This window comes from Methylobacter tundripaludum, from assembly GCF_002934365.1.
In the GTDB taxonomy this organism is placed as follows: Bacteria; Pseudomonadota; Gammaproteobacteria; order Methylococcales; family Methylomonadaceae; genus Methylobacter_A; species Methylobacter_A tundripaludum_A.
This window is the reverse complement of the sequence record NZ_PTIY01000003.1, coordinates 326,724-338,753: the sequence shown is the minus strand read 5'-3', so window position 1 is coordinate 338,753 and position 12,030 is coordinate 326,724. Positions and strand designations below refer to the sequence as shown.

The 12,030-nt window shown below is 52.5% G+C and carries 13 protein-coding genes; all 13 read left to right on the top strand.

The window, feature by feature from the left end:
* Positions 1-221: 221 nt before the first annotated feature.
* The 13 genes from B0F88_RS05850 to B0F88_RS05795 all read left to right on the top strand — a co-directional run bounded on the left by B0F88_RS05850 (position 222) and on the right by B0F88_RS05795 (position 11,927).
* A complete protein-coding gene (locus tag B0F88_RS05850; RefSeq protein WP_104422995.1) occupies positions 222-590 on the top strand; it encodes a response regulator in 369 nt (122 codons plus the stop codon).
* A 16-nt stretch (positions 591-606) separates the two neighbouring features.
* Positions 607-948: an STAS domain-containing protein gene (locus B0F88_RS05845; RefSeq protein WP_104422994.1), complete on the top strand. Its 342-nt coding sequence runs from the start codon at positions 607-609 to the stop codon at positions 946-948.
* Positions 945-3,134 carry a chemotaxis protein CheA gene (locus tag B0F88_RS05840; protein ID WP_104422993.1) on the top strand — a complete coding sequence of 730 codons (2,190 nt, stop codon included), beginning with the start codon at positions 945-947 and terminating at the stop codon, positions 3,132-3,134. Before B0F88_RS05845 ends, B0F88_RS05840 begins: the two co-directional genes overlap by 4 nt.
* A gap of 316 nt (positions 3,135-3,450) precedes the next feature.
* Complete coding sequence (locus B0F88_RS19665) at positions 3,451-3,579, top strand: hypothetical protein (protein ID WP_258076568.1); 129 nt, start codon at positions 3,451-3,453, stop codon at positions 3,577-3,579.
* 34 nt (positions 3,580-3,613) lie between these two features.
* Positions 3,614-4,165 (top strand): chemotaxis protein CheW, encoded by a 552-nt coding sequence (locus B0F88_RS05835; protein WP_104423014.1) that lies wholly within the window; start codon positions 3,614-3,616, stop codon positions 4,163-4,165.
* Between the two features lie 101 nt (positions 4,166-4,266).
* Entirely contained in the window at positions 4,267-7,245 is a 2,979-nt protein-coding gene (locus tag B0F88_RS19825) for a methyl-accepting chemotaxis protein (RefSeq protein WP_104422992.1), read from the top strand.
* Between the two features lie 9 nt (positions 7,246-7,254).
* Positions 7,255-7,851 (top strand): chemotaxis protein CheW, encoded by a 597-nt coding sequence (locus B0F88_RS05825; RefSeq protein WP_104422991.1) that lies wholly within the window; start codon positions 7,255-7,257, stop codon positions 7,849-7,851.
* 153 nt (positions 7,852-8,004) lie between these two features.
* The gene (locus B0F88_RS05820; protein WP_104422990.1) at positions 8,005-8,307 is read left to right on the top strand and encodes a hypothetical protein; all 303 of its coding nucleotides are present in this window, start codon (positions 8,005-8,007) and stop codon (positions 8,305-8,307) included.
* Positions 8,308-8,329: 22 nt separating this feature from the next.
* Positions 8,330-9,166, top strand: a complete 837-nt coding sequence (locus B0F88_RS05815) for a CheR family methyltransferase (RefSeq protein WP_104422989.1) — start codon at positions 8,330-8,332, stop codon at positions 9,164-9,166.
* An 11-nt stretch (positions 9,167-9,177) separates the two neighbouring features.
* Positions 9,178-9,708 carry a chemotaxis protein CheD gene (locus B0F88_RS05810; protein WP_104422988.1) on the top strand — a complete coding sequence of 177 codons (531 nt, stop codon included), beginning with the start codon at positions 9,178-9,180 and terminating at the stop codon, positions 9,706-9,708.
* Positions 9,709-9,710: 2 nt separating this feature from the next.
* Entirely contained in the window at positions 9,711-10,784 is a 1,074-nt protein-coding gene (locus B0F88_RS05805) for a protein-glutamate methylesterase/protein-glutamine glutaminase (protein ID WP_104422987.1), read from the top strand.
* Positions 10,785-11,055: 271 nt separating this feature from the next.
* Positions 11,056-11,505 carry a hypothetical protein gene (locus tag B0F88_RS19650; RefSeq protein ID WP_258076567.1) on the top strand — a complete coding sequence of 150 codons (450 nt, stop codon included), beginning with the start codon at positions 11,056-11,058 and terminating at the stop codon, positions 11,503-11,505.
* 92 nt (positions 11,506-11,597) lie between these two features.
* The gene (locus B0F88_RS05795) at positions 11,598-11,927 is read left to right on the top strand and encodes a hypothetical protein (protein WP_104422986.1); all 330 of its coding nucleotides are present in this window, start codon (positions 11,598-11,600) and stop codon (positions 11,925-11,927) included.
* Positions 11,928-12,030 lie beyond the last annotated feature (103 nt).

Below are 12,030 nucleotides of genomic sequence, written 5' to 3'. Positions count from 1 at the left end.
TTCGGACGTTTGTGTTTATTTTGATTACTCATATTCACCTCTGATGACATTATAAATCTGTCTTTAGAAGTGTCCTGTTTAATTAGACCATTTCAGTGGAGCAATGGCTGGAAGAGTTGGTTATGACTTACACGATGGAAGAGCAGCTGGCGGCGCATGATGGCGCGAAGAAAACGATCACGACCAGCCAGTCCAATATTACATTTTTCTGAGGAATTGACATGGCAAAAACAATACTGTTTGTGGACGACTCAGCTTCGGTCAGGCAGGTGATGAACAGCACCCTGACCCGCGAGGGATACGACGTGATTTTGGCTTGCGACGGTCAGGACGCACTGACCAAACTGAACGGCAGCAAAATACACCTGATTATCAGTGACGTGAATATGCCCAATATGGACGGTCTCACCTTTGTTAAGACGGCCAAACAACTGCCGAGTTACAAATTCACCCCGATCATCATGCTGACCACCGAAACGCAAGCCGAGAAAATGAATGAAGGCAAAGCCGCCGGCGTAAAAGCCTGGATAGTCAAACCTTTTCAGCCGCCGCAACTACTGGCTGCGGTTTCTCAGCTTATCCAGGCATAAACAACGGGAGCAATTTATGGCGAACAGAAACACTAAAAATCAGCCAAGCAGCCGCATTGTGATAGTGGGTGAATTGACCATTTATACCGTTTTGGAATTGAAAGATAACTTGTTGGCGGGCCTGTCGACGAATGACGAATTGGAGCTGGACCTGTCCAAGGTTAATGAATTCGACGGCGCCGGACTGCAACTGCTGGTGATGATAAAAAAAGAAGCAGCGATGTTAGGTAAGGTTTTGAGCTTTACCGGCCACAGCCCGGCGGTGATGGAGCTTTTGGACTTGTCAGGATTAGCCGGTTTTTTCGGCGATCCGCTGCTGATCGTCCGTAAACCTACCCAAGAAGGTAAATCGATATGATTCCAGACGAATATCTACAAACCTTTGTTGTCGAGTGCCGGGAACTGCTCGAACAAATGGAAGAAGCCTTGTTAATCGTAGAACAGGCCGCGGAAGATCCTGAAATTATCAACGCCATCTTCCGGGCTGCGCACACCATCAAAGGCTCGGCGGGCATGTTCGGCATTGACGCTATCGTGGAGTTCACCCATGCCGCAGAAAGCGTGCTGGATCGGGTGCGTAGCGGCGACATAACGATGAGTTCCGTGTTGGCGGCATTGTTTATCGAGGTGCATGACCATTTGCGCGAATTGATCAACCATGTTGCCGAAGGCACGCAAGCCGGCGAGGAAACCGACCACCGCGGCAACAATTTAATAGCGCAACTGGAAGCTCATTTGGGCGGGACAAAAGAGGACCGGCCCGGCAATCCGGGCGAAATGCCCGTAGTCCAGGAAGCCAAGCTGGAGCGGGAGCAAAGCGGCGCGGTCGGAACCGACCATTGGCATCTATCCTTACGCTTTGGGCCGGAGGTATTCAGGAACGGCATGGATCCGTTTTCCTTCGTGCGCTGCCTGTGCTCTTTAGGCAGTATCGTGCAACTGGTGACCTTAATCGACGCCATTCCCGACGCCGAACACATGGATTCGGAAACATGCTATTTAGGTTTTGAAATCAGCTTTAGCAGCGAAGCCGACAAACTCGCCATAGAAAGCATTTTCAACTTCGTCCGTAGCGACTGCCTAATCCGTATTTTGCCGCCGCACAGTAAAGCTTCCGAATACCAGCGCCTGATTCAGGCGCTGCCGGAACAGGAAATGCGCCTGGGCGAAATTCTGGTCAAGTGCGGGACCTTAACTCCGGAAGAATTGGACAGCATCCTGCGCCTGCAATCGGAACACGGCGACGATCCGCAACGGCCGATCGGTGAAGTCCTGGTCGAACAGCAGATGGTCAGTCCGCCGGTCGTGGAAGCCGCCCTGGAAAAACAAAAACAGGTCAAGGAAAACAAAAAAAACGAAGCCAACTTGATTCGCGTCGATGCCGAAAAACTCGACGAACTGATCAATTTGGTCGGAGAGCTGATCATTGCCGGAGCCGGTACCAACCTGATCGCCCGACGCGCCGGCATGGCGGATCTTATGGAGTCCACCGCCACCTTGTCGCGGCTGGTCGAAGAAGTCCGCGATTCCGCCTTGGCGTTGCGCATGGTGCAAATCGGCGCCACCTTCAACCGCTTCCAGCGCGTCGTGCGCGACGTCAGCAAAGAACTGGGCAAAGATGTCGACCTGGTTATCAGTGGGGCAGAGACGGAACTCGACAAAACCGTCGTTGAAAAAATCGGCGACCCGCTGACTCATCTGGTGCGCAACTCGATGGATCACGGCATAGAACCTGCCGAGCTGCGTATGGTCCGCGGCAAACCGGCCAAAGGTACGCTGATGCTCAACGCCTATCACGATGCAGGCAGCATCGTTATCGAAGTCAGCGACGACGGCGGCGGCTTGAACAAAGAAAAAATCCTCGCCAAAGCCATCGAACGCGGACTGGTCAGCGAAGGCGCAATGCTGACCGACAAGGAAATCTACAACCTGATTTTCGAAGCCGGATTTTCCACCGCCGATGCGGTCAGCAACCTGTCCGGCCGCGGCGTCGGCATGGACGTGGTGCGGCGCAACATCCAGGCCTTACGCGGCACCGTCGATCTGGACAGCGTAGAAGGCCAAGGCAGCACCGTCCGCATCCGGCTGCCGCTGACCCTGGCCATCATCGACGGCTTCATGGTGGGCGTCGGTAACGCCGCCTACGTCATCCCGCTGGACATGGTGGTTGAATGTATCGAATTAAGAGCGTGGGCCGGCGACGAAGGCGATGGGCAATATCTCAACCTGCGCGGCGAAGTGCTGCCGTATCGGCGGCTGCGCGATCACTTCGACATGCAAGGCGAGCAGGTGCAACGCGAGAACGTCGTGGTAGTGGGTTACGGCGATCACAAAGCCGGATTGGTCGTGGACAAACTGATGGGTGAGTTCCAGACCGTGATTAAACCGCTGGGCAAGCTGTTTAAAGGCGAAAAAAGCATCGGCGGATTTACCATTTTGGGCAGCGGCGAGGTTGCCCTGATAGTCGATGTACCGGGACTGATGGGGCAGATTGAACATGAAAGAGAGGCATCTGAGGTAGCACTCGCCGCCGCATCAAAATAGTCAATGATGGAACGGCTTTGGGCGAGTTAAAGACCCGGCGCCTATTGAAACATGTCAATGTCGGGCATAAGCAGCATGCCCGGCCAACAGGGCTGACGACTGGGTGCGGTCGTGATTTGGGATAGTGCATGGCTGGTCAGGACGCACCCGCAGCCTGAGGATTAAATTAACGTTTAAAGGCCCTCTCTGGCGCGTGCGCCGTTCCCTACACCCATTCAGGCAGGGCGCGCGCCGCGCACTTTTTTAGGGTTTAAACGAAAACGAATGGTAAGACCAAGCAGTTGTTATTTTTTTCATGTATTCGGGAGTAAGTGCAATGAATATGACCATCGCTAGGAAGATAAGTTCACTCGTATTTTTAGCGATTCCGGGGCAGGCGAAAATCGAAACGGTTAAGCCTTTCAAGCGTGCGGCTAAAAAACGCAGCAAAAAATCGGGAGTTTAACGACTTCGAATTCGTGACGATTCAGGAGATTGACATGAACGCTATCACACCAGCGACACACGGGAAGCCTAAGGTATCCGACAGTCAGGCGCTTGAGGAACAACAGCAATATCTCACCTTTATGCTGAGCGGTGAGACTTACGCCATCAGCATACTTCGGATCAAGGAGATCATTCAATACGGCCAATTGACCGAAGTGCCAAGGATGCCGAGTTTCATCCGCGGCGTTATTAACTTAAGGGGAGCCGTGGTGCCGGTCATTGATTTGAGCGCACGTTTCGGCAAACCGCCCACGGAGGTGGGGCGGCGCAACTGCATCATTATTATCGAAGTTGCGATAGAAGAGGAAACGCATAGTGTCGGGGTCATGGTGGATGCGGTGAACGCAGTGCTGGAGATTTCAGATAGCGATATTGAACCGGCGCCTACGTTCGGCACCCACATCCACGCCGAGTTTATTGCCGGAATGGGCAAGATCAACGGCAAGTTTGTGATCATCCTGAATATTCAGCAGGTGCTTTCGATGGAGGACATGGCGACACTGGCTACGGTGGGTTCTGCTTCGGCGGCCGAATTGATGCAGTAGGGCTGCGGAATCAGATTGAACAAAGAGGGAATGTAAGCGCGTCTTAAGCGTGTTATTGCAAGACTAAATAGCTGTAGTTTTTAATTTTTCGGAGAAAAGCAATGAATAATATGACTGTCACAAAGAAGATGACTTTGCTGATAGGGGCCGCCATTTTGGGCCTGATCAGTCTGGCTTGGCTTGGACAGAACAGAATAGATGTGGTGTATGAAAAAACCAATTTCGCCAACATTAACAGTGTTCCGTCTATTGTTAAATTGGAAAAGGCCATTGAATCGCTAGGCCGACTGCGTGTCCGTGTGTACCGTCATGTGCTGACTCCTGACGCCAGCAAAAAGCCGGAAATAGAAGTCAAGATCAAGGAATCGCTGGATAAAATCACAAGCACGCTGAAGACTTATGAAAGCACGATTACGGATAACAAGGATAAGCAGATGTTGGTCGAGGACCAAGCGGCTTTAAACGAATATCTTAAAGGGACGGAAATAGCGTTGGATCTTTCTCGCCAGAACAAGACCGATCAGGCCCGCGAGGTACTGACGCAATATGCCGCGCAGTCTGAGAGAGTGAATGCCGCGTTCAACGGCCACATGGACTACAAAGTCGACCTGGCGAAGAAGGCGGCGGACGAAGCCGCGGCAGCGAAGGCCGATGCGATGCTGGTATCTATTATCATTACGGCTTTTGAGCTGTTACTGACGGCGCTGCTGGGTTGGTTTATCACCAGAAACCTGGTGCGGCAACTAGGCGCCGAGCCGGATGTTGTTGCTCAGTTGGCCAACAAGATCGCCGAGGGCGATTTGAGCTCCAAGATCGAACTCAAGGCAGGCGACACCGCAAGCCTGATGTTTACGGTGAAGAACATCAGCGACACCCTCAAAGCGCTGCTGGCGGATATTGATTATATGAGCAGCGAGCACAACAAAGGCGACATCGATGTCGTCGTTGACAGCAAAAAATTCCAAGGCGGCTTTCAAGTCATGGCGCAAGGCGTCAACGACATGGTCGGCGGTCATATCGCTGTCAAGAAAAAAGCCATGGCGGTATTTAAAGCCTTCGGCGAAGGTAACTTCGAGGCGCCGATGGAACAGCTTCCAGGTAAAAAAGTCTTCATTAACAATACCATTGAATTGGTACGCGGCAATCTTAAGGCGGTAATGGCTGACACCGATAACTTGGTCAAAGCCGCTGCTGACGGTCAGCTCAACACCCGCGCCGATGCGACCAAACATCAAGGCGATTTCCGCAAACTGATACAAGGCGTGAACGACACTATCACCAATATCGTCAATCCGCTGAACGTTGCGGCCGACTACGTCGACAAAATTGCCAAGGGTAATATCCCCGCCAAGATCACCGACACCTACAACGGCGATTTCAATGTCCTGAAAAACAATCTCAATACCTGTATCGACGCGGTGAACGCCCTGGTGGACGACGCCAACACGCTGGCGGTTGCAGCGGTCGAAGGCCGGTTACAAACGCGCGCCGATGCGAGCAAACACCAAGGCGATTTCCGCAAGATTGTCGAGGGTGTGAACAACACGTTGGATGCGGTGATTGGGCCTTTGAACGTAGCGGCGGATTATGTCGATAACATTGCCAAAGGCGCCATTCCCGCCAAAATCACCGATACCTACAACGGCGATTTCAATGCCCTGAAAAACAATCTCAATACCTGTATCGACGCGGTGAACGCCCTGGTGGCCGACGCCAACACGCTGGCGGTTGCAGCGGTCGAAGGCCGGTTACAAACGCGCGCCGATGCGAGCAAACACCAAGGCGATTTCCGCAAGATTGTCGAGGGTGTGAACAACACGTTGGATGCGGTGATTGGGCCTTTGAATGTAGCGGCGGATTATGTCGATAACATTTCCAAAGGCGCCATTCCTGCGAAGATCACCGATACCTACAACGGCGATTTCAATGTCCTGAAAAACAACCTCAACACCTGTATCGATGCGGTGAACGCTCTGGTAGCAGACGCCAACACGCTTGCGGTTGCAGCGGTTGAAGGTCGTTTGCAAACGCGCGCCGATGCGAGCAAACACCAAGGCGACTTCCGCAAGATCGTCGAAGGCGTCAATGACACGCTGGACGGTGTCATTCTTCCTGTGAACGAAGCGGTATCGGTTCTCGTCGATATGGAACAGGGCGACCTTACCCGAACCGTCAATGGCGATTACAAAGGGCAGCTTAAAGACTTCAAGGATACGGTCAATAACACCATCGCCAAACTGTCGCAAGTCATTAGTGACGTTAACGATGCCGCTTCCAATATTGCGTCGGCCAGTGAGGAGGTTTCCGCCACGGCGCAGAGCATGAGCCAGGCAACCAGTGAGCAGGCGGCCAGTGTCGAGGAAACCAGCGCTTCGGTCGAGCAGATGTCGGCATCGATCAACCAGAACACTGAAAACGCCAAAGTTACCGACGGCATGGCTACCCAGGCCAGCAGCGAGGCGGTGCAAGGCGGTGAAGCGGTTAAAGAGACGGTCAGCGCGATGAAGAGCATCGCCGGAAAAATCGGCATCATCGACGACATTGCTTACCAAACCAACTTGCTGGCTTTGAATGCTGCGATTGAAGCCGCCCGAGCCGGGGAACACGGCAGGGGCTTTGCGGTGGTCGCCGCCGAAGTGCGCAAATTGGCGGAACGCAGCCAGATCGCCGCACAGGAAATCGGCGAACTCGCCACCAGCAGTGTCGATATGGCTGAGAGCGCCGGCAAGTTGCTGGATACCATCGTGCCTTCCATCAAGAAAACCTCCGACCTGGTGCAGGAAATCGCGGCGGCCTCTGAAGAGCAATCGTCAGGTGTCGGTCAAATCAATACCGCTATGGATCAGCTGAATAAGATCACTCAGCAGAATGCCAGTTCGTCGGAAGAATTAGCCGCCACTTCGGAAGAAATGAGCGGACAGGCAGCGCAACTACAGGATCTTATCGGATTCTTTACGGTGGACACGAGTAAAGGTACGGGAGTGACTCCTTTGGCTAAAGCCAAACTTTCCAAACCGCCGGTTAAAAAAGTGGCGGGGGTAAAACGGGCGGCCAACGAAGTTGAATTTGTGAACTTTTAGGAGGTGAGTATGAATGCAATCGCATCAGCGTCATCGGCGGCGGCAACGCTATCCGCCATAGCGCACAGTCAGGCGTTTGAGGAACAGCAGCAATATCTCACCTTTATGTTAAGCGGCGAAACTTATGCCATCAGCATACTTCGGATCAAGGAGATCATTCAATACGGCCAATTGACCGAAGTGCCAAGGATGCCGAGTTTCATTCGCGGCGTTATTAACTTAAGGGGAGCCGTGGTGCCGGTCATTGATTTGAGCGCACGTTTCGGCAAACCGCCCACGGAGGTGGGGCGGCGCAACTGCATCATTATTATCGAAGTTGCGATAGAAGAGGAAACGCATAGTGTCGGGGTCATGGTGGATGCGGTGAACGCAGTGCTGGAGATTTCAGATAGCGATATTGAACCGGCGCCTACGTTCGGCACCCACATCCACGCCGAGTTTATTGCCGGAATGGGCAAGATCAACGGCAAGTTTGTGATCATTCTGAATATTCAGCAGGTGCTGTCGATGGAGGACATGGCGGCTTTGGCTGCGGTGGGAACCGCGTCGGCTGCCGATGTTACGCAGGTGAGTTCACATAAGACTGCACTGTGTGGCAGTGCATAAACTGCGGATGTTCGGCAAGAAGAGGGAAGGCCTATTCGGGAGGGTTTGCCTAAAGGCGGCCGCTCCCGTGTAGTGGGTAACATGGACTTTATCACCCAAGCGAGGACTCATGTTTTCTTGGGTGATATGGGCTCAACGACGGTCTAGGAAGATATGAATGATTTATTCGTTAAAGATTTGGATGCCAACATTCGCGATGCCAAAGGTTCTTACCTACACAAGATAGCGTCCCCGGAGCTCAAGCGCCCAAGGTGTCAGCGCGTAGCGGCGATAGACATCTATATGCTTTGTCCTCAACACGACTTTCTTTTTCAAGGTTCGGATGTAGAACGTTTTATCAATTGGGTTTCAGAGCTGCACGTAGATACGCAACGCACGAGACGGACGGAATACAAACATTGCTCCGGTTATATAGAGCATGATTTTGTATCCAGCGCCTCAGTGAATTTTATATAGCGTTAATTCGTGGAATAAGAAAATGACAGCACAAGCAGTTTATAAACCTAACTTTAATGCCGTGGTGTTACAAGAGAAGGAATTCGCACAGTTTCGCGACCTGATCTACCGTATCGCCGGCATCAATATGTCGCCCGCCAAGAAGCCGCTGGTGACCAGCCGTTTGGCGAAGCGGCTTCAACACTACGGACTGGCAAGCTACGGCGAGTATTTTCAAATGATTACCGCCGCCAATGGACAAACGGAACTGCAAACGGCGGTGGATTTGCTGACCACCAACGAAACGCACTTTTTTCGGGAACCCAAACATTTCGATTTTTTGCGCCAACGCATTTTACCGGCGCGGAGGCCCGGTAAACCTTTTCGCATCTGGAGTGCAGCCTGTTCCAGCGGTGAAGAGCCCTACAGTATTGAGATGATGCTGGATGACGTATTGGGTCATGCGCCGTGGGAAATCGTCGCTTCCGATCTTAGCGTGCGGGTGCTGGAACAAGCGCGTGCAGGCCTTTACCCGGTAGCGCGTGTGATGGAAATTCCCAGCCGCTATTTGTCCAACTACTGCCTTAAAGGCACAGGCAGCCAGGAAGGGACATTGCTGATCGAGCGCAAACTGCGCGAACGGGTGCAGTTCATGCACCATAACCTCACCGAAGCGCCGCCGAAACTGGGCGAGTTTGATGTGATATTTCTGCGTAACGTCATGATTTATTTCGATCAGCAAACCAAACGCCAGGTTGTTAAACGCCTGTTGTCGCTACTGCGCCCCGGCGGACATTTTTTGGTCGGCCATTCCGAGACGCTGAACGGCATAAACGAAGACCTGCGACTGGTGCAACCGGCCGTTTACCTGAAACCCTAAGAGGCCCTGAAATGATAACGCCTTTACATCCTTTAGAGATATTTCTTCAGCCCGGCGATTATTACTTCGGCGGCCGGGACACGCGTATCCGCACCGTGCTGGGGTCATGTGTCTCGATGGCCTTTTGGCACCCTCAGCTGCTGATAGGGGGGATGTGCCACTACATGCTGCCGAAGCGTGGCAGCGAGCGGAGGGTAGGCGACCGGCCTGTGCCGGACGGGCGGTATGCTGATGAGGCGATTGCCCTGCTGATGAAGAAAATTGATGCTGTCGGCGCTCCCTATAAGGAATATCAGGTCAAGCTATTTGGTGGAGGCAATATGTTTCCTGAAAGGCATAAAAACAGGATGCCTGAGATCGGTATCCAGAATGTGCAAGCCGCGCGGCGACTTGCAAAACAACATGGATTTGCTTGCGTGTCAGAGCACTTGGGCGACATCGGATATCGCAACGTGATTTTTGAAGTGTGGAGCGGTGATGTCTGGGTTAAGCACAGTAATGTGATGTCCAACATCGAGCATGACCCCATAAACAGGAGTTGAAGGTGATTCAGATTAATGTACTGATAGTGGACGATTCCGCCGTAGTGCGGCAGGTATTGACGACAAATCTGTCGCAAGATTCAGGTATTAACGTGATCGGCGCCGCTTCCGACCCGGTGTTTGCAATGGCTAAGATGCAGACGCAATGGCCCGATGTGATTGTGTTGGACGTGGAAATGCCGCGCATGGACGGTATCACGTTTTTAAAAAAGCTGATGTCCGAACGGCCCACGCCGGTAGTCATCTGCTCCTCGCTGACCGAGAAAGGTGCGGAAACCACTATGCAGGCGTTGGCGGCCGGGGCGGTCAGCATCGTCACCAAGCCTAAGGCAGGCGTCAAACAATTCCTGCAGGATGACTCGGAAAGTCTGATTGTTGCAGTCAAAGCCGCCGCCCGCGCCAACCTGCGCCGACTGGGTACAGCGACTGCCGCCGTGCCGGTACAGGCCAAATTAACGGCGGACGCGATCCTTCCGGCCGCCTTCAGCGCCATGGCCGAAACCACTGATCGGGTTATCGCCATCGGCACCTCCACCGGCGGTACGCAGGCTCTGGAAGTCGTACTGACCGCCCTGCCGCGCGTCTGTCCCGGCATCGTTATCGTGCAGCATATGCCGGAAAAATTTACCGGCGCATTCGCTGCCCGCCTGAACAGTCTGAGCCAGATTGAAGTGCGCGAAGCCGTCAACGGCGACCGGGTGTTGCCGGGACGCGCGCTGATTGCGCAAGGAGGGCGGCACATGCTGCTCAAGCGCAGCGGGGCGCAGTACCATGTTGAGATCGTGGACGGACCGCCCGTTACCCGGCATCGCCCATCGATAGATGTGTTGTTCCGCTCGGTAGCCAAGTGCGCGGGTAAAAACGCATTGGGCATCATCATGACCGGCATGGGCGATGACGGCGCCAAAGGGCTGAAAGAAATGTACGACGTGGGCGCCCGTACCCTGGGACAGGATGAAGGCAGCTGTGTGGTCTATGGGATGCCGAAAGAGGCGGCAAAACTGGGCGTAGTGAACAAGGAGTTGCCGCTGGGCCGGATTGCTTACGAGATTGCGGCTTATGGTAGTGGGCGGTAGTGAAACGGTTAAAAGATAACGCCGTTAGGCGCATGTTGACAGTATAAATTTTAGTGAATAGACGTTCTTTTAAATCCAGGGTGCTTAATATGAAACGAAACAAAATAATTGAGGCTTTGCGGTCAAGATAAATTATTAGAGCATAAGCAGCGTGTTGCTTTCCATGAAGCGGGACATGCTGCGGGCATTCATTTATATAACAAGGCAAGAAGTTTGCCGCCGGTTTTAACATCCTTCTTAATGATATGGACGGAATGAGCGGTATTGCGGCATGGCTTATCAATCGGCCTATGACGGATGTATTGCACGAGTGGAAGGAGAGCGGTTAATCGAATTGTTGCCGCCTTCTATTGACAGCCTGATGAACGGGTTAACAGAACGCAGAGATGGAAGGGTGCAATTGGTCGATGACTATAGGATAGCTTTTGAGGCGGACATTATTAATCTGCTGATCGGGCCGCTGGCTGAAGCTAAGCATGTTGCCGAAACGGATGATGAGCCGTTTAATCACAAGCTGGTCAATCTGGACGCGTTAAAAAATTATGGCGGCAGCTCCGATCTTGCCTTGGTCAATGAATATTTACAATTTTTCCCCGCAGATAAACAACAAAAGGATGAAAAATTGGATGAGTTATTTACCGTGGCATTTAACTTTATAAGCAATGCTGCAAACTGGTCTGCGGTCGCCAAGCTGGCTGATCATATTCTTCGCAGCAAGTAATAAAAATATTACTTGCTGCGAAGAGATCGTTTCAATTCTTGACCAGTCGCTAGACCATTTTCACCATCGCAGAATCAAGGCGAGGTATCGACATGGATAATTTACGGAAAAATCCCAACGTACCGATATTGCCGGGAAATGTTTTGATGGCCGGTTTAATTTATCCGCTCAAACAGGTGTTTAGAGAGTCCATCGATTTTTTAGCAACGCTGGAAAATATCCAGAGCTTAGATGGACGTATGCCGCGGGCGTCAGGAACCGGAAGGATCCTGCCGGCATGCACGGTTTCCGGGGAAGTGCCGGTGCTGTTCTTTAACATCAGCGGGGCTGAGTTTTTTGAACGCTATGTTGGCGCGGGCATTGCCGGAGTACGGCGGTTTTTGGAGCGGACACGGAATAAATTGCCGGGGAGTTGCTCGTAACAAATGACATAGCGGAATCGGAATACGGGTAACACGGGGGAGATAAAGCGCAATTTAATAAGAATCAATGCTGCGTAAGTTAACCAGTAAGTAAAACAGGGAG

Excerpts from the sequence above, each read along its gene's own strand:
- B0F88_RS05835 (WP_104423014.1), top strand. The coding sequence starts at position 3,614 with ATGAACGCTATCACACCAGCGACACACGGGAAGCCTAAGGTATCCGAC.
- B0F88_RS05840 (WP_104422993.1), top strand. The coding sequence starts at position 945 with ATGATTCCAGACGAATATCTACAAACCTTTGTTGTCGAGTGCCGGGAA.
- B0F88_RS19825 (WP_104422992.1), top strand. The coding sequence starts at position 4,267 with ATGAATAATATGACTGTCACAAAGAAGATGACTTTGCTGATAGGGGCC.
- B0F88_RS05850 (WP_104422995.1), top strand. The coding sequence starts at position 222 with ATGGCAAAAACAATACTGTTTGTGGACGACTCAGCTTCGGTCAGGCAG.
- B0F88_RS05810 (WP_104422988.1), top strand. The coding sequence starts at position 9,178 with ATGATAACGCCTTTACATCCTTTAGAGATATTTCTTCAGCCCGGCGAT.
- B0F88_RS05845 (WP_104422994.1), top strand. The coding sequence starts at position 607 with ATGGCGAACAGAAACACTAAAAATCAGCCAAGCAGCCGCATTGTGATA.
- B0F88_RS05815 (WP_104422989.1), top strand. The coding sequence starts at position 8,330 with ATGACAGCACAAGCAGTTTATAAACCTAACTTTAATGCCGTGGTGTTA.
- B0F88_RS19665 (WP_258076568.1), top strand. The coding sequence starts at position 3,451 with ATGAATATGACCATCGCTAGGAAGATAAGTTCACTCGTATTTTTAGCG.
- B0F88_RS05795 (WP_104422986.1), top strand. The coding sequence starts at position 11,598 with ATGGATAATTTACGGAAAAATCCCAACGTACCGATATTGCCGGGAAAT.
- B0F88_RS05820 (WP_104422990.1), top strand. The coding sequence starts at position 8,005 with ATGAATGATTTATTCGTTAAAGATTTGGATGCCAACATTCGCGATGCC.
- B0F88_RS05825 (WP_104422991.1), top strand. The coding sequence starts at position 7,255 with ATGAATGCAATCGCATCAGCGTCATCGGCGGCGGCAACGCTATCCGCC.
- B0F88_RS19650 (WP_258076567.1), top strand. The coding sequence starts at position 11,056 with ATGGCTTATCAATCGGCCTATGACGGATGTATTGCACGAGTGGAAGGA.